The organism is Candidatus Hydrogenedens sp., assembly GCA_035361075.1.
GTDB lineage: Bacteria > Hydrogenedentota > Hydrogenedentia > Hydrogenedentales > Hydrogenedentaceae > Hydrogenedens.
Window position 1 is genome coordinate 1 of sequence record DAOSBX010000027.1, and the last position, 15,873, is coordinate 15,873.

The window sequence follows — 15,873 nt, forward strand, 5'->3', positions numbered from 1 at the left end:
TTGGACTGGGATGAGGAATAGGAAGGTTTCTTTAATCTAAGTTGACAATGACTTTGATAAGGTAAAAGGGGTATAATTTTTTTAATGTAAGTAATCATATTCAATATTTAGTTTAGGGGTATTAAATGTTCAGGTATACGATACAGTGTCCTAATTGTGGGTACATAGGTGAGACTAACAAGATAAAGAAGGACAATGTAGGTTGTTTCTTGTTCACATTGGGGATTTTCTTTCTTTTACTTTTTTCCCCATTAGCCATAGGATTATTTTTCACCGCTTTATGTTATAAATTAATATTGAAAAAGAAACCGATACCTCTTTGTCCGCAGTGTAAAAATGAACTTGTTATCGTTACCAAAAAAGAACTTAACATCCTTATTATCCCTTTGGTAGGTATTCTTCTTTTGATTTCTTTTACGTTGCTGTCATTCTTTGGAGGGCCTTCTAATTCTTTGTCAAAAAACCTTAAACAGAATAACCTTGAGAAAAAAGAGCTTCCTATGCCTAACACACCGAGCATATCACACAATAATATTGGCACTACTCAGAAGGAAAAAATACATGCTAATGAAAATGAAATAGAGGCGAATGAGAATACATTAAATGATAAACTGAGGTCGCATGGGTTAGACTCTAATTTGTATGGTGTGGAACAAAAAATGATATTAGTAAAAGGCATTGAAACTGGAGTAAATGTTCACTTATTTTCTGACCCACGATTTAGTCCAGAACAGATGCAAGAAATTTTATTAGGTTTGCAAAAAGGATTGGATGTTACCAAATACAATAAAACAATATATTCACCTAATATGATGAAGCAGATTCGAGAGACATTAGAATTAGGAAACTAATGATGAAATATGTTTAAATATTATTTTTACACTCATATTTAAGGAGTAACAAATGTATCACAGACACATTCTTATTATTTCCTCTATGTTACTCGTTTCTTCTTTTTCTGCTTATTCTGAAACGGTCGTAGAACGTTCCTTTGAAACGCTTCGTCAAACACCACGTGTGTGCCCGGAGCAATTTACTTTTGCAGTTGTAGGCGATAGTCAACCTACAGAACCTGGGGAATTACCGCCAGTATTTTTTAGAATGATGGAGGAATGGAATTGTGTAAAACCTGCTTTTGTTATGAGTGTTGGAGACCTTATATTAGGCGGTTCAGCGGAAGGACTTCCTAAACAATGGGCGGACTTTACAAATGCTATTCGTTTGGGTCTTAATCATATCCCTTTTTTTCCAGCACCAGGAAACCATGATATATCCGATAAAAACTCCGAAGATATTTATAAGTCTGAAATAGGACCTACATGCTATGCCTTTTCTTATGGGAATGCGAGGTTTATTGTGTTAAATTCGGAGGAGCCAGGGCAAGTGGATTCTTTCTCTGAAATTCAAAAAGTGTGGCTACAAAAAGAACTTGCCAAAGTAACTGAAAAGCATATCTTTGTATTTCTACACAAACCATATTTTGTCAATCCTGAACATCAGGGCTGGAATGAGATTGCCCAGATGTTAAAGCCGTTCAAGAGTGTCTATGTTTTTGCAGGTCATGACCATCGATATCTAAATGTAGGAAAACGAGACAATATTCAGTATGTGATTACAGGTGGAGGTGGTGGCCCGATTCGTAAACCTCCAGAAGAAGGTGGTTTCCACCATTATCTCCTTGTACGTGTAGAAAATGAAGAAGTGTCATGGAGTGTTATAAAACCTGGCTTTGTTGAATCATCAGATATCGTGACAAAAGAGAAAATAGAATTATGGAATCAATGGAGAGATGCATTTCAAATACCAACAATAGAATGGGATTGGGGTAATCCTATTCATATTGATGTTCCAATGAAAATAACAAATCCGTCGTCTGATGCTACAACAATTGAAATACAGTGGGATAGTCCACCCTCTTGGACAGTAACACCGTCAAACAGCAAAATTCCCTTGGGATTTGACAATACTAACAATACTGCAACAGTGCGGATAAGTATGAGTCGAAATGAGCCGTCACCAAAGTTATATCCTGTGCCAACAGCAAATATTGTTATCCCACTAACGGAGGGTAATTATTCATTAAATATACCGTTTCCGATAGTTCCGTCAATTGGGATTCCATATACTGATATTTCACCAACAATAGATGGTAATTTGTATGAATGGGAAACCATCCCTTCCTATCCATTACTTTATCCTGTCCGTTTTGAGCCTTCCCAAAATACTCAAGACTTGCAAGCCTCATGGCAATGTAGTTGGAATGAAAAAGGACTATATATGGCGGTTACAGTATACGATAATGAATTTGTTCAACCGTATGCAGGGGATATAGTCTGGTGTGCTGACAATCTGGAATTATTTTTAGGTGTTTGGGAATGGAGTTTAACATTAACGGAGCACGGACCGGAGGTCTTTCTTTATGAGGGTCCTGGTAGAGAAGAGGAAACCGTGAATACAGTTGTCCAACTTGCAGTAGTTCGTAACGAACCTTATACATATTACGAAGCCTATTTTCCACCATCAGAATTAACTCCCCTATTATTAGAAGCGTACCAAAAAATTACATTTTCTCTGATTGCAAATGATTTAGACAAATCTGGTGATAATCCGAAGCGACATTGGCTCGAATTTACACCGGACGCAGGCTCCGGCGAGGATGATTTTCCACGGGCTATTTTAGTATTACAACCATCTAAGATGTAGTGATTGCAAATATTACGATTTGTATATTACGCCTAAAAAAGAATATAAAAATGTATTATTAAAGTTTATCAACGTATAATTCTTACATTAAATTAAAACATATTATAGGAGGTAAAAATTATGGCAGAATATTTTCCCGAAGTTCAGAAACCAATTGCTTATGAAGGTCCCGATTCAAAAAATCCACTTGCGTTTAAGCATTATAATCCGAAGGAAAAAGTATTAGGTAAGACGATGGAGCAACATCTCCGTTTTGCGGTTTGTTATTGGCATACATTTCGTGGTTCTGGGGCAGATATGTTTGGTGCTCCAACATTATTCCGAAATTTCAGGCAAGCAAAAGACGAAATGGAGGCGGCAGAAAAAACACTTGTTGCTGCATTTGAGTTTTTCACCAAGTTAGGTGTAGGTTTTTGGTGTTTTCATGACGCAGATATTGCACCAGAAGCGGATACTCTCTCAGAAACGAATAAACGGTTAGACCATATTGTAAAATTAGCCAAGAAACTTCAAAAAGATACTGGAGTAAAATTGTTATGGGGAACATGTAACCTTTTCTCCCATCCACGCTTTATGGCAGGTGCTGGGACTAATCCATCGCCTGATGTTTTTGCCTTTGCCGGTGCAAAAGTGAAAAAAGCCCTTGAGATAACACATGAACTAAATGGTGCTGGCTATGTTTTTTGGGGTGGTCGTGAAGGATATGACACATTGCTTAATACGGATATGAAGAGAGAATTAGACCATTTAGCCCTGTTTCTGCAGATGGCAGTAGATTACAAAAAGAAAATTGGATTTAAGGGACAGTTCTACATTGAGCCGAAACCAAAGGAGCCAACAAAACATCAGTATGACTTTGATTCTGCAAGTTGCTATGCCTTTTTACAACATTACAAGTTGACAGAGCATTTCAAATTAAATATTGAAGCAAATCATGCAACATTAGCAGGGCATACATTCCACCATGAATTGGCATTTGCCGCAGTAAATGGGTTATTAGGTTCTGTTGATGCTAATCGTGGTGACTTATTATTAGGTTGGGATACAGACCAATTCCCGACAGACTTATATGACACAACATTGGCAATGTATATAATTATCAAAGCAGGGGGATTTACCACAGGTGGATTAAACTTCGATGCACATGTGCGTCGTCAATCCATAGACCCGATAGACTTGTTCTATGCTCACATTGGTGCTATGGATGCATTTGCACGTGGATTAAAAATTGCAGGAAAATTGATAAAAGACAAAGTCTTCGAAAAAGCGATAGCCCAAAGATATGCAGGCTGGAACAAGGATTTTGGCAAAAAGATAGAGAATAAAAAACTCTCCTTTGTTGAACTTGCTAAATATGCAGAGGCTCATGGCGAACCAAAACTGCAAAGTGGTCGACAAGAACTCCTCGAAAATATCTTAAATGAATATATCCGCTAAGGAAAGAAATCAACCGATGTAAATGTTAAACATATATCGGGATGAACTTAAAATTCATCCCGATATTTTGGTAATATCAAAGTAAAATGAACTGAGAAAAGGTATGCCTTATGTCCAATCACCCTGACCCTATCCTTGAACAGATGAAGACCATATCTCCCAATATCCAAAAAGAACAGGAACTAATTATTAAGTCCCGAGAACAAGGCAAAGGAGCCATTCTTAAAACATTTGTTCGCCTTTCAGGACCTGGCTGGCTACAAAGTGCTATTACCCTTGGTGGTGGGTCGTTGTCATCCAGCATGTATTTAGGGGTATTGGTAGGATTTGGTTTGTTATGGTTACAGCCGTTAGCAATGCTGGCGGGAATTATTATGCTCAGTGCGATTTCTTATGTTACCCTCTCCACAGGACAGAGACCTCTTCGTACCATTAACGAGCATGTTAACCCCGTGTTAGGGTGGAGCTGGCTTGTTGGTGCAATGTTAGCGAATTTTGTCTGGTCAATGCCTCAGTACTCGTTAGCCATTGCATCATTTCAGCAAAACCTGCTACCACAGGTATTCGGACCACCTACAGTGGACCTGTTTACAGGGAAAGTACTTGCTGGACTGCTCATACTTACAATTAATATAACCTTTCTAACAATGTACACACTTGGAGGCAGAGGTGTAAAAGTTTTTGAGATAGTTGTAAAAATAATGGTTGGTTCTGTGGTTATTTGTTTTTTTGGGGTAGTTGCAGTTTTAACCGTAAAAGGACAGGTTCGATGGCAGGAATATTTGGCTGGGTTCATTCCTGACTTTTCACTATTATTCCAACCTTCAAAACATCTAATGCCATACATAAACGAAGTTTCTGATACTGCACGTTCTTACTGGACCAATCTTATCGTGTCTCAACAACGTGATGTTATCATTAGTGCTGCGGCAACTGCAGTAGGAATTAATATGACCTTTATGTTGCCATATTCCATGTTGCGTAAAGGTTGGGACCATGAGTTTCGAGGGTTAGCAATATTTGATTTATCGACTGGACTATTTGTTCCATTCGTGCTTGCTACCAGCTGTGTGGTGATAGCCTCCGCAGTTCAATTCCATGCAAAACCAGCCCCTGGCTTTTTGGGTGAACGAGATGAAAAAGGGAATATCATTCAACCTGCTCCAAATTTAGTAGGCAGTTTTAACAGATTATTAGAAGACCGCATTAGTTTTGAAATAGGTAAAAACACATGGGATAACTTATCCCAACAAGAAAAGGAATATCGGTTAAGCCAGTTACCTGAGGTAGACCGTAAGTTGTCAGCTATGTTGGTTCGTCGGGATGCATTTAATCTCTCCGATGCCTTAAAACCCTTAACAGGTTCCACTGTGGCACGCTACATTTTTGGTATTGGTGTTTTAGGTATGGGGTTGGGTGTGTCCACAATGTTGATGGTAATAAATAGCCTATGTTTTTGCGAACTTCTGAATAGACCTTTCCGTGGTTGGACACAATTTTTCGGTGGATTGATGGTTTCTATAAGCCTTATAGGTGTGCTTTTTTGGAAAGATGCTCAAATGTGGCTTGCTATTCCAACCTCTGTTTTTTGCATGACATTGTTACCCTTGGCATACCTTTCCTTCTGGCTACTCTTGAATCAGAAAAAACTTCTTAAGGAGAATACACCTCAAGGTATAAAATGGTGGCTTTGGAATGTTTTATTAGGTATCTCATTCACTTTATCAGTAGTAGGTAGTTTATGGTCTATTACCTCAAAAATTGGCACAAAAGGAATCGGTATTGTTGTCATCTTCTTAATACTTGTTCTAATCGCTCATCTTGTCCGTAAATATCAAAAGAAAGGAACGACAACCAGTTTGTTATAAAACTGTGATAGTTATAACCGCAACGCCATTGGCTGGCAGGTCGAGAGCGATTCCTTCTCTTAGTTCTGTTCCATCCATTTCTATGGGTTCTTTGTCGTTGACAATCACTTGATATTTTCGTTCCTTTTCTACGGTAAACCACTCTGGGAACTGGTTTAATCGCGGATAATCTATCGGCAAATGAAAATATTCTTTATGTCTCGGTAGGTCGCATTTTAATTTGCCTAAGTATCGCCATTCTGTTTTTACAACGACCTTTATTTGGTTATGTGCTTGACGTATAGCTCCGACACCGATATCCGCATGCCACGGCTCAACATAACACCCTTGTGATTTCCAGAAGGCATACATCAGCATTGTTCGGGCACTGTTTCCATCTCCGTGCCAACCTTCAATTATTCCTGAGGGCTTTTGCTTTTTCAGTAATCTCTGTGCAGTATAGTCTGCCCATCGCTCTGCCTGTGATGATGGAAAGCGATTTATCAGGTTAATTGCCCCTTCTAATGAGTCTGCCAATCCATCGGCAATATCATTTTCCCACGGATAATCTCGTGCTTCCCACAGGTTATCAAGTGTCCTTTGTATCTCTCGTATATAATCTGGCATATCGTCAATCTTAGCAACGGTAGCGATTGCGTTATAGTTATAGCCCCAGTTATCGGTCAAAGTTTGACGTAGCACCTTTTTTTCTTTAGGATTTATCGCTTCATAGAACAAACCATAGTCATTCCGTCCTATCTCTAATATCTTACGGATAATGTTATGCATAGGTTCTTTCCATTGCTCATGTTTTTCGGGTGCTTTGTATTTAGATATTAAATAAGCCTCGGAAAGACCACCGAAAATCTCACACCCATGGTCGTCTAATTGAAAATAATCTGTCTCTACAGGAGAATGATGTATAAAGAAATAATCAGCTAATTGGAGAGCCTGCTCTTTATATTTATCATTACCAGTTAGCCAGTACATACGAGATAGCCCTTGGAGCACATCTCCTGCAACCTCGTGGGAAGTATCTGGTAAAAGTCCTACTTCTGTCTTAATCTTGGCGTTTTTCCAAATATCATCCATCAAGTCAAGCATTCGTTGAGACCACTCCGAGGGACCAAGCCATTCAGTGAGCGGTAGTAAGCCATCTTTGATATATTCTGCCGAACCAAAGATTAAGGATGGCAATTCAGGTGTTGGCGTACGGAAATTCCTTTGTATTAAATCCCAATCATCTGGGAGGCGGTCGATGCGATTGCATAATTTCTGTTCCATTTTTAGGATACTCTTCATCCTCGTTTCAAATAAATAGCGGTCAGTAAGGTATGCCGTCAATGTCAAAAATGGATAATTGTCTGCGGAACAATCCTTCGCATTCCAGTAAAAATCCGATTTTAAGTTGCGGGGAAATAAATATACCTCTGGGTCGCTAAACTGCATCCAACCTTGAACAATTTTCCAACAAAATAACATAGACTCATTATTCAAAGTTGCATTTTGAGTCAATATTTCATTATCAGCCGTTTGTGAAAAGGTAATGGTAAAAAGGAGCAAAAAAGATAATTGCATCTTCGTCCCTTTCTATTCATTTTGATAAGTTCATTGTATTTATATAAGATTATATTCTATATAAATAAATAATAACTACTATTGTTAAAAAGGAGTTGTCTATATGCAGAGATATGCTTTTATGATGAAATTAAAAAACGATTTAGTTATTGAAGAGTATGAACGGCTACACAAAGATATAGGGCAAGATGTTATTGAGGCACATCGCAGAGCAGGATTTCATAACTATTCTATTTTTCGTTATGGGTTAGAACTTTTTGCATATTTTGAATCAGTAGACCCTGAGGGTTGCTTTACTCGAATTGCTCAGGAGCCTATTATGAAAGTATGGTGGTCAAAAACGAACCCACTTATGGAAACAGATGGAAATAAGCCTTTATTTACTCCCATAAAAGAAGTGTTTCACATGGATTAATGATGTGGTTGAAGTAGAAATAAAGTGGAAGGAATAAGTAAGCCAGCACCTAATAAAATGATACCAATAATAACGACCCATCTGAACCGCTGAGGTGTAAGAAAACGGTCTACATAAAAACCTAAGAGCATACCAAGAAACATGCCTGGAATGCCTGGCAGTGAGTAATAAAGTACCTGTTTTGTCACTAAACCCGTAATAAGATGACCAAAAATAATGATAAAACCGTTAACGAGAAAGAAGGCTTGTAAAACAGAGCGAAAACTCCCTTTTTCTGGATTTGCAATGCTGGTGTAAATAATTACAGGTGGACCATTTGCATTATAAGCACCACCTAAAATTCCAGCAACAAAACCAGCAAGCAGTCCATAAAACGTTTTGCTTGGGGTTGGTGACGAGACCAAATGCTTTTCATGTGTATTGTCCTTATAAAAAAATGAAAAAAAGCCGTAACCTATTAAAACTATCCCTAAAACGGCATTTAAAATTTGCTCATTTCCACCTTTGAGAAACAGCAAACCAATGGGAACACCAAAAATAGAAGGGAGGATCAATATTAACGAACTCCGCCAATTGAGAGATTTCCAGTTTTGCAACAGCACACCTAAATTAACAATCTGACTTAATAGGGCGAGCAAAGGTGCAGAGATTTGGAGTCCCACAGCCAACACTAATATCGGCATACCGACTAAAGCAGAACCAAAACCCGTTGTGGCATGCACAAAACTTGCACATAGAAAAGCGAGAAATACAAAAACTTCTGGAGGCATATTTTATTAAATATTATCTGGGAGATTGGTTTCTAAAATCTTCTTCGCTTGCTGTTCCCGATATGCGATAAGTTTTGTTTTTAATTCTGGATATTTCTGAGCCAAAATAGCAATTGCCATGAGTGCAGAATTTGTTGCTCCTGGTTTGCCGATTGCAAAACAGGCAACAGGAATTCCTGGTGGCATTTGAACGATTGAAAACAATGCGTCCTGTCCGTTCAATGCTCCAGAGGGAATAGGGACACCCAGTACAGGTAAAACCGTGCAAGATGCAATAACTCCAGGCAGTGCGGCGGCCATCCCTGCACCAGCAATGAACAATTCAATTCCTCGTTCTTCAGCAAATTTTACATACTCTTTCAGCATTTCTGGTGTTCGATGTGCAGAAAGAACACGTGCTTCATAGGGGATATCAAAATCTTTGAGAATTTTTACTACATTCAACATAACATCCCAATCCGAAGCACTTCCCATAATTACACTAACTAATGGCGTCTTTTTTGAATCTGTCATATTTATTCCTTTCCTTCTTTTCCAATTCCATCCCCTATTGTATACATCCAAAATAACCTATTTCCATTTAATTCATTTCTTGCCCTTATCCATAAACTCAATTGTTTTATGAAAATTGAGTCTTTCGGTTCTCCCTGGTTTCTTTGAATAATCATTGCGAAGAGCAGATTCTATTTCTATCTTAGAGTATTTTTCTGTTGACATAAGATATGAAAATAAAAGATTGGCAAGCGTCGCAAGCGATAGTTCATGAGTTTTTCCTGTTTTTTCCCATATAAAATCGCTAAACTTTGAGAAAGCATCAAAAGGCGTTGTATCAGATGCCCATAATAGATTAAGTGATTGTTGGAAGTTCCCCTGATTGTAGTATAGTTCGAGATACCGTGCCATCCGTTTTAGTTTTTGTAACTCGTCAAAAGAGAGTGTACTGGTCTGAAGTATCTCATACGGCGGAAAAGGAGCAAACGCAAGGCTGTAAGTCTTGATATGTCGTGAAATAGGAGCACCTCTTAACCGTTTCAAGATTCCCAATTGTATTTCCTGTGGATCCACTTCAATTAATCTGTTAAAACTGTCTCTCATCGTATCCCATGTTTCCGCAGGCATACCTGCTACTAAATCTGCATGAATTTTTGCTCCTGTTTCTGTACGTAAATAACGTAATACTTCAAATGTTTTTTCTAAATTCTGACGGCGCGATATTAAGTCTTGTGTAATTGGATTTGTTGTTTGTAGCCCTGTTTCTAAATGAAGAGTTCCTGATGGAAATTCCTTAAATCGTTCTAATATATTCATACTTAATTTGTCAGGAACAATCTCAAAATGAATCCTCATATCTGGTTTGATATGACTTAGAAAAAAATCGATAATGTCTAATGCATGTGTTTCATTAATGTTAAAGGTTCTATCTACAAAAGTAAAATTTTTTGCTCCACGCTCTATTAACTTATACATGCTTTCTAAAAATGTACCCCTATCAAAAAATCGCACTCCAGGATTTACAGAAGACAGGCAAAATTCACAATGGAACGGGCAACCCCGTGTGCTTTCGACATAGATAATTTTATGTTCAATGTCCTCTGATGTGTATTCGTCATAAGGCAACGTCAAAATGTTTAAATCCGAAATAGGTTTTTCCCATATCTTCTGTTGTGGTTTTCGGTCTGTTAATAGGTTGTCTAACAATTCAGAAAAGGCACGTTCACCTTCTCCACGAACAAGATAATCTGACCAATGAAAGACAGGGAGTTCTTCGTATTCGTAACTTACTTCAGGTCCACCAATAATAATAATGATTTCAGGGGCTACCTGTTTTATAATTTGCACCAATTCGGTTATCTCGTTTAGATTCCAAATGTATACCCCAAGCCCTATAATTTTTGGTTTTTCCTTTAGTATCGACTCGGCGATAATTGGCACAGCCTGCTTAAGATGAAATTCCTTAATGACGATTTTCTCTCTCCATATACCTGAATTTGCACGTAGCCAACGAAGTCCAAACGACGCATGAGAGTATCTCGCTGTAATTGTTGATAAAACAATATCCGTCATGAGTTATGCTCCAAAACAGTGCTATAATTATAAATCAATAGTATCTAAAACTGGAAGGAAGTTATACCACGTCGGGAACGTTATGGATGTAGCAAATTTTATTTTTAAAAAGGCATCAGATGTTATTTATGGATATATTTCTTCAAAAGGTCTCCAAAAACTTTATCTTTATCATTCTTCGTATCCGCGACCTTATCTTCTCCATGAAACCCCAAATATTTTGCTTGGTAGGCACGTATCGTTTTTATTAGATAGATACTTTTCGGGGATTCCAGAACAGTTTGAAGGGCTTCCACTGGATTTATCCTCTGCGACTGAATTTCAAAAAAAGATATTCTATGCTTTGAGAAAAGTACCGTGGGGCAACATCTGCAGTTACTCTGAACTGGCAAAAATGGCACACTTATCGCAAAATCATGCCAGAGCAGTTGGGCAAGCACTTCATAAAAATCCATTACCAATTATTATCCCCTGTCACCGTGTACTAACAGCGAAGGGGCACATAGGAGGTTTTTCCGCTGGCTTGGAATGGAAACGCAAATTACTAAAGCTTGAGGGAATTTCTATTCAAGGATAATTATTTGACGACCTTCCCACAAGTTAGAGGTTGATTATTTGATAGAATATATTAATAATTGAAATTTCCTACAATGGAGTGTGGCTATGGAAAAACAACAATTACATGCTATTGAAAACATAAATATTGTTGCATTTACTCCTCTTATTACACCACGGGAGATAAAAAAGGCATATCCCATGACAGATGCTTTGTCCCGCAGTATCGCAGAGTTCCGTAATACTGTTGGTGCTATCCTGCGTGGAGAAGATAACCGTTTCATGATTATTGTGGGTCCCTGTTCTATTCATAGCCGTGAAGTTGCCTTAGACTATGCCCAGAGATTATTAAATGTGCAAAAGCAAGTAAGTGATGTAATGTTTATAATTATGCGGACGTATTTTGAGAAGCCACGGACAACCTTAGGTTGGAAAGGACTAATCTACGACCCCGATTTAGATAGTACCCATAACATCGCTAAAGGTTTAAATTTAGCCAGAGAAATCCTAATTAAAATTGCTGAGATGGGACTACCTACGGGAACCGAATTGTTAGACCCAATAGTTCCTCAATACATTTCTGATTTAGTATGTTGGGCTTCTATTGGTGCACGAACCACAGAATCACAAACACATCGAGAAATGGCAAGTGGTTTCTCTATGCCCATTGGTTTCAAGAATAGTACTGACGGTAATCTACAAGTAGCCATTGACGCTATGATTTCAGCAAGGGGACACCATCACTTCTTAGGTATTGATGAAGATGGCAGGTCTTGCATTATTGAAACAGCGGGCAACTCGTTATCTCATATTATTCTCCGTGGCGGTAGGGGAAGACCAAACTATGACCCTGTAAGTGTCATTGAAGCGGTTGAGCAAATGCAAAAAGTAGGACTACCTCCACGAATTGTTATTGATTGTAGTCATGCCAATTGTGGCAAAAGATATGTATTACAAGCCCATGTCCTTCGTGATGTAATTCAACAAAGAATAGAAGGGAATCGATTTATTCTTGGTGCTATGCTTGAAAGTAACATTAAAGCGGGAAACCAACCTTTTCCCCCTCCTGGAGCAGTCCCTGAATATGGGGTCAGTATCACAGACCCATGCCTCGGTTGGGAAGAAACAGAAACGGTTATACTCGAATCCGCAGAAAGACTACGGAAAAATAGTTAAGGATATTATAGTTCTATTCCACCAAGCATCCTCAGTGCATCACAGAAAGGACCATACGTATCATGTCCGAACATTACAAAGCGAATATTGGTTATCCCACAAGAAGGGTTCTTCTCTATAAATTCTTTCACAGTTCCAACAGCAATTTTTGCAGCTTCTGGAATTGGGTAACCATAAACACCACAGCTGATGGCTGGGAAAGCAATAGTTTTTACCTTGTGTTCCACCGCTACTTCTAAAGAACGTTCGTAACAGCTTTTTAACAAATCTGGTTCACCATGTTTCCCATCACGGTAGATAGGTCCAACAGTATGAATTACATACTTAGCGGGTAACCGACCACCTGTTGTGATTTTAGCATCGCCTGTTTCACAGCCACCTAACTTTCTGCATTCTTCCAATATTGCTGGTCCTCCAGCACGATGTATGGCTCCATCAACACCACCTCCACCAAGAAGAGATTTGTTTGCCGCATTAACAATAGCATCGGTTTGTTCTTTTGTTATATCACCTTGCACCACTTCAATAACACAATTACCCATGTTGAGCTGAACCATATTTTTACCTCCTCTAAACTAATAACATTCTACCGCAATTGAAAATAAAACCAAAAATATTAAGATTTACCTAAAAAGATTAAAATATTCGCTCAATATTATTTGGGGTACTGGTCTCTTTCTCTTTGGTGCTTGATTTCTCATTATTCAATTCGTGATAAAGCCCCATTTCAAGGTCTTCTTTTCCTGATTCATACTCTTCTACAGATATACTTCCAATAATCTGAACTTTAAGTTTTGTCTCACAGCATATAAATTCAACTCCAATCCCTTGGGGAAGCAGTTTGGGGTATTCAAATGATTTCCATTTTTTAGCGGGTCTTCCACCTGACCACATTGTAACAACATAGACTGTTCTCATAAAAAGAATCCTTACAAGCCAATGGTTCTATCTAATTCATCTAAAAACTGTGTTAATACTTTTGTGTCATCTTTATTAACTTTTAAAAATTGAACACCAGATGCAAATCCACCCTTTTCGGGTAAGTGTTTCGTCCAACGAATAGCACCAGTTGCACGAATATGTTTGCCACCAGAAACCTCTATGTCTAAATTAATATTTTGACCAATATCAAAACTTTGATGAGTAAATACCGCACATCCTTCTGCACTAAGGTCAAGCAATCTACCTTTAAGTGGAAGTTGTTCTACTGTCCAGACATCATCTTTATCAGAACAGTATCTAATAGGTAAACCGATATTAACATGGCATAAATGGCGGATTATTCTACGACGTTTATGTCGCACTTCACGACTTTCTTCCTCACCAACTCGGGTCTCTAACTGTTGAATCCGTTGAATTAGGGCATGGTACCGTTGAATTAAATCTCGGTCTACCTGCCTACGAATAAATGTTCTTCGTTCTTGCACATCATTCCCTTTTTTTAATAGTTATGTTCCTCATCTTAACCTAATTATCATATCAGAAAACAATAATACAATTTGAGTTACCAAGGTAATTTTTTGTCTTCTTTATCTTTTGTTTAGCCATGTTTCTATTGCGTTAAGAACCATTTCGGGTGTAATTAACGTCATACAACGGTGGTCTGTGGGACACTCAGGTAATTGGCAAGGTCCACAATCGACAGGAACACGAAGCACTTCACCACGTTCCCACGGACTTTCGGTATATTCAGGTTTTGTCGGTCCCATTAGGCAAATCACAGGGATATCGAAAGCAATAGCAATATGCCGTGGTCCACTATCATTACAAATAAGGAGGTCTAAATTTTTAATAACCGCCTTAAGTCGGGAAAGATGATGCCCATTAATGAAAGGGTCAATAAACTTCTTTTTATAATATTTAGAAAAATCATTTTTAATCTCTTCTTCCCCAGGTCCTGTGATTAGTATGGGCGTTAATCCATATTTTTGTGTTAATACCTCTGCAACTGTAGCAAACCTTTGAACACCCCAACGTTTACTCGAACCAAACGACGCACCTGGAGCAATACCCACACGAAAGCCTCCTAATTGTTCTTTTTCTAACTCTTTTATCCACAGAGATTGCTCCTCCTCAGATACGGCTAATTCCAAACCCTTATTATCAAATGGAATATTTAGCAGTTCAGCTAATCTTAAGTATTCGTAAACCATGTATTGAATTTTGCGATTACCAGAACCATCTTGGGGGAAGGCAATTCGATGAGATAATAAAAAACCTCGTGAATTACAATCATAACCAATTCTTAATGACGCACCAGTAATAAAAGCAAGAAGAGCAGAACGAAAGGAATGAGGCAATACAAAAGCAGATGAATACTTGTATTTTCTCAATTCATACGCCAATTTTAACTGCTGTAAAGGATGTGACGGCAAAGAGAAAGAATCATTAATATATTTTAATCCATCAAGAAGTTCGCAAACTGCTTTTTTGGCAACAATATGAACAGAGGCAGACGGATAAAACTTTTTTATTGAACGTAGCAATGGCGTAGCCATCACCGCATCGCCAATCCAATTCGGTGCGAAAAAAAGTATCGATTTCATGAACCTCATTTCAAATATGTAGAGAAAAATAGGTTATATTTCGGAATACAATCTGATTAAGGAACTGTTACCCATGCTCCTGGGACACATTTATCTCCCAACTTTTGGCCTAATCCACTATTTTTAACTTTCATAAAGTCTTCATTATTGTCTGGAAGCTGGATAATTTGCCCAGATTTGGCTCTTTGGATTCGTTCAAGGGCATAGATGGTCTCAACTTTTGATATAGACATATCAGGTATATTTTTGTTTAAATTAGCGATCTCTTTATAGAGTGCTTTTCGGTCTTTATTCTCTTCGGAAAGCAGTCGTTGAATCTCATTTTTACGTTCCGCTTCTTTTTGAGCATCACAATCCTTCAACTCTAAATAGCCTCGATTATTTTCAGCGACACACCCCTGATTTTTCAAGGCTTCTATGGCATCATACCGTTCCCGCATACGGTCTGCAATCTCTTTGGCGAGAGGAGACACAGTTGCCAAAGACTCCGCGTATGCAGGTTTGAAAATACAGAAACTGGAACCTAACCAGCTCGTTTTCTTTTGCTCGCCATTATCTTCTTTGACTGGTAATTCATCCCTCTTCTTTTCAACGTAATCCAGCAAACTACCCGCTTGTTCCTGAACATGTCGTATATCAAGTGTTATATGGGCTTCTATGGTATGTTTTGTTTGCAACACACAGTTAATACTTAATGCAATGCCTATCACTAACATAAGGATGATAACTTTTTTCATATCCTTCAACCCTTTCATTGTTATTACATTCTAAACTGCTTATTA

At 38.2% G+C, this 15,873-nt stretch carries 16 protein-coding genes; 7 read left to right on the forward strand and 9 right to left on the reverse strand.

Going from position 1 to position 15,873, the window contains the following annotated elements; translation table 11 throughout:
- Positions 1–125 precede the first annotated feature (125 nt).
- The 4 genes from PLJ10_09100 to PLJ10_09115 all read left to right on the forward strand — a co-directional run bounded on the left by PLJ10_09100 (position 126) and on the right by PLJ10_09115 (position 6,008).
- Complete coding sequence (locus PLJ10_09100; protein ID HOK09804.1) at positions 126–851, forward strand: hypothetical protein; 726 nt, start codon at positions 126–128, stop codon at positions 849–851.
- A gap of 52 nt (positions 852–903) precedes the next feature.
- The gene (locus PLJ10_09105; protein HOK09805.1) at positions 904–2,703 is read left to right on the forward strand and encodes a metallophosphoesterase; all 1,800 of its coding nucleotides are present in this window, start codon (positions 904–906) and stop codon (positions 2,701–2,703) included.
- A 120-nt stretch (positions 2,704–2,823) separates the two neighbouring features.
- Positions 2,824–4,140, forward strand: a complete 1,317-nt coding sequence (gene xylA / locus PLJ10_09110; protein HOK09806.1) for a xylose isomerase — start codon at positions 2,824–2,826, stop codon at positions 4,138–4,140.
- A 110-nt stretch (positions 4,141–4,250) separates the two neighbouring features.
- On the forward strand, positions 4,251–6,008 hold the full coding sequence (locus PLJ10_09115; GenBank protein HOK09807.1) for a divalent metal cation transporter: 1,758 nt from the start codon (positions 4,251–4,253) through the stop codon (positions 6,006–6,008).
- Here PLJ10_09115 and PLJ10_09120 read toward each other — a convergent pair.
- Entirely contained in the window at positions 6,003–7,565 is a 1,563-nt protein-coding gene (locus PLJ10_09120) for a hypothetical protein (GenBank protein ID HOK09808.1), read from the reverse strand. The two genes, PLJ10_09115 and PLJ10_09120, sit on opposite strands and share 6 nt — an antisense overlap.
- Before the next feature lie 103 nt (positions 7,566–7,668).
- Here PLJ10_09120 and PLJ10_09125 point away from each other — a divergent pair, with 103 nt between their 5' ends.
- Positions 7,669–7,980, forward strand: a complete 312-nt coding sequence (locus PLJ10_09125) for an L-rhamnose mutarotase (protein ID HOK09809.1) — start codon at positions 7,669–7,671, stop codon at positions 7,978–7,980.
- Here PLJ10_09125 and PLJ10_09130 read toward each other — a convergent pair.
- From PLJ10_09130 to PLJ10_09140, 3 genes are all read right to left on the reverse strand, one after another.
- On the reverse strand, positions 7,977–8,750 hold the full coding sequence (locus tag PLJ10_09130) for a sulfite exporter TauE/SafE family protein (protein HOK09810.1): 774 nt from the start codon (positions 8,748–8,750) through the stop codon (positions 7,977–7,979). The genes PLJ10_09125 and PLJ10_09130 overlap by 4 nt on opposite strands.
- Positions 8,751–8,756: 6 nt before the next feature.
- Positions 8,757–9,263 (reverse strand): 5-(carboxyamino)imidazole ribonucleotide mutase, encoded by a 507-nt coding sequence (purE, locus tag PLJ10_09135; GenBank protein ID HOK09811.1) that lies wholly within the window; start codon positions 9,261–9,263, stop codon positions 8,757–8,759.
- A gap of 72 nt (positions 9,264–9,335) precedes the next feature.
- A complete protein-coding gene (locus tag PLJ10_09140; GenBank protein ID HOK09812.1) occupies positions 9,336–10,814 on the reverse strand; it encodes a DUF4080 domain-containing protein in 1,479 nt (492 codons plus the stop codon).
- Between the two features lie 82 nt (positions 10,815–10,896).
- Here PLJ10_09140 and PLJ10_09145 point away from each other — a divergent pair, with 82 nt between their 5' ends.
- Together PLJ10_09145 and PLJ10_09150 are read left to right on the forward strand one after the other, a co-directional pair.
- A complete protein-coding gene (locus PLJ10_09145) occupies positions 10,897–11,391 on the forward strand; it encodes a methylated-DNA--[protein]-cysteine S-methyltransferase (protein HOK09813.1) in 495 nt (164 codons plus the stop codon).
- 86 nt (positions 11,392–11,477) lie between these two features.
- The gene (locus tag PLJ10_09150) at positions 11,478–12,545 is read left to right on the forward strand and encodes a 3-deoxy-7-phosphoheptulonate synthase (GenBank protein ID HOK09814.1); all 1,068 of its coding nucleotides are present in this window, start codon (positions 11,478–11,480) and stop codon (positions 12,543–12,545) included.
- A 5-nt stretch (positions 12,546–12,550) separates the two neighbouring features.
- Here PLJ10_09150 and PLJ10_09155 read toward each other — a convergent pair whose 3' ends face one another.
- From PLJ10_09155 to PLJ10_09175, 5 genes are all read right to left on the reverse strand, one after another.
- Complete coding sequence (locus PLJ10_09155; protein ID HOK09815.1) at positions 12,551–13,102, reverse strand: O-acetyl-ADP-ribose deacetylase; 552 nt, start codon at positions 13,100–13,102, stop codon at positions 12,551–12,553.
- 79 nt (positions 13,103–13,181) lie between these two features.
- Positions 13,182–13,463 (reverse strand): hypothetical protein, encoded by a 282-nt coding sequence (locus PLJ10_09160; GenBank protein HOK09816.1) that lies wholly within the window; start codon positions 13,461–13,463, stop codon positions 13,182–13,184.
- 11 nt (positions 13,464–13,474) lie between these two features.
- Complete coding sequence (locus tag PLJ10_09165) at positions 13,475–13,972, reverse strand: PilZ domain-containing protein (protein ID HOK09817.1); 498 nt, start codon at positions 13,970–13,972, stop codon at positions 13,475–13,477.
- 102 nt (positions 13,973–14,074) lie between these two features.
- Complete coding sequence (gene waaF / locus PLJ10_09170) at positions 14,075–15,091, reverse strand: lipopolysaccharide heptosyltransferase II (GenBank protein HOK09818.1); 1,017 nt, start codon at positions 15,089–15,091, stop codon at positions 14,075–14,077.
- Positions 15,092–15,147: 56 nt separating this feature from the next.
- Positions 15,148–15,828, reverse strand: a complete 681-nt coding sequence (locus PLJ10_09175) for a DUF1318 domain-containing protein (protein ID HOK09819.1) — start codon at positions 15,826–15,828, stop codon at positions 15,148–15,150.
- Between the last annotated feature and the right edge of the window lie 45 nt (positions 15,829–15,873).

Bases quoted from the DNA above. Each gene is read 5' to 3' on its own strand.
- PLJ10_09100 (HOK09804.1), top strand. From the start codon at position 126: ATGTTCAGGTATACGATACAGTGTCCTAATTGTGGGTACATAGGTGAG.
- PLJ10_09105 (HOK09805.1), top strand. From the start codon at position 904: ATGTATCACAGACACATTCTTATTATTTCCTCTATGTTACTCGTTTCT.
- xylA (HOK09806.1), top strand. From the start codon at position 2,824: ATGGCAGAATATTTTCCCGAAGTTCAGAAACCAATTGCTTATGAAGGT.
- PLJ10_09115 (HOK09807.1), top strand. From the start codon at position 4,251: ATGTCCAATCACCCTGACCCTATCCTTGAACAGATGAAGACCATATCT.
- PLJ10_09120 (HOK09808.1), bottom strand. From the start codon at position 7,565: ATGCAATTATCTTTTTTGCTCCTTTTTACCATTACCTTTTCACAAACG.
- PLJ10_09125 (HOK09809.1), top strand. From the start codon at position 7,669: ATGCAGAGATATGCTTTTATGATGAAATTAAAAAACGATTTAGTTATT.
- PLJ10_09130 (HOK09810.1), bottom strand. From the start codon at position 8,750: ATGCCTCCAGAAGTTTTTGTATTTCTCGCTTTTCTATGTGCAAGTTTT.
- purE (HOK09811.1), bottom strand. From the start codon at position 9,263: ATGACAGATTCAAAAAAGACGCCATTAGTTAGTGTAATTATGGGAAGT.
- PLJ10_09140 (HOK09812.1), bottom strand. From the start codon at position 10,814: ATGACGGATATTGTTTTATCAACAATTACAGCGAGATACTCTCATGCG.
- PLJ10_09145 (HOK09813.1), top strand. From the start codon at position 10,897: ATGGATGTAGCAAATTTTATTTTTAAAAAGGCATCAGATGTTATTTAT.
- PLJ10_09150 (HOK09814.1), top strand. From the start codon at position 11,478: ATGGAAAAACAACAATTACATGCTATTGAAAACATAAATATTGTTGCA.
- PLJ10_09155 (HOK09815.1), bottom strand. From the start codon at position 13,102: ATGGTTCAGCTCAACATGGGTAATTGTGTTATTGAAGTGGTGCAAGGT.
- PLJ10_09160 (HOK09816.1), bottom strand. From the start codon at position 13,463: ATGAGAACAGTCTATGTTGTTACAATGTGGTCAGGTGGAAGACCCGCT.
- waaF (HOK09818.1), bottom strand. From the start codon at position 15,091: ATGAAATCGATACTTTTTTTCGCACCGAATTGGATTGGCGATGCGGTG.
- PLJ10_09175 (HOK09819.1), bottom strand. From the start codon at position 15,828: ATGAAAAAAGTTATCATCCTTATGTTAGTGATAGGCATTGCATTAAGT.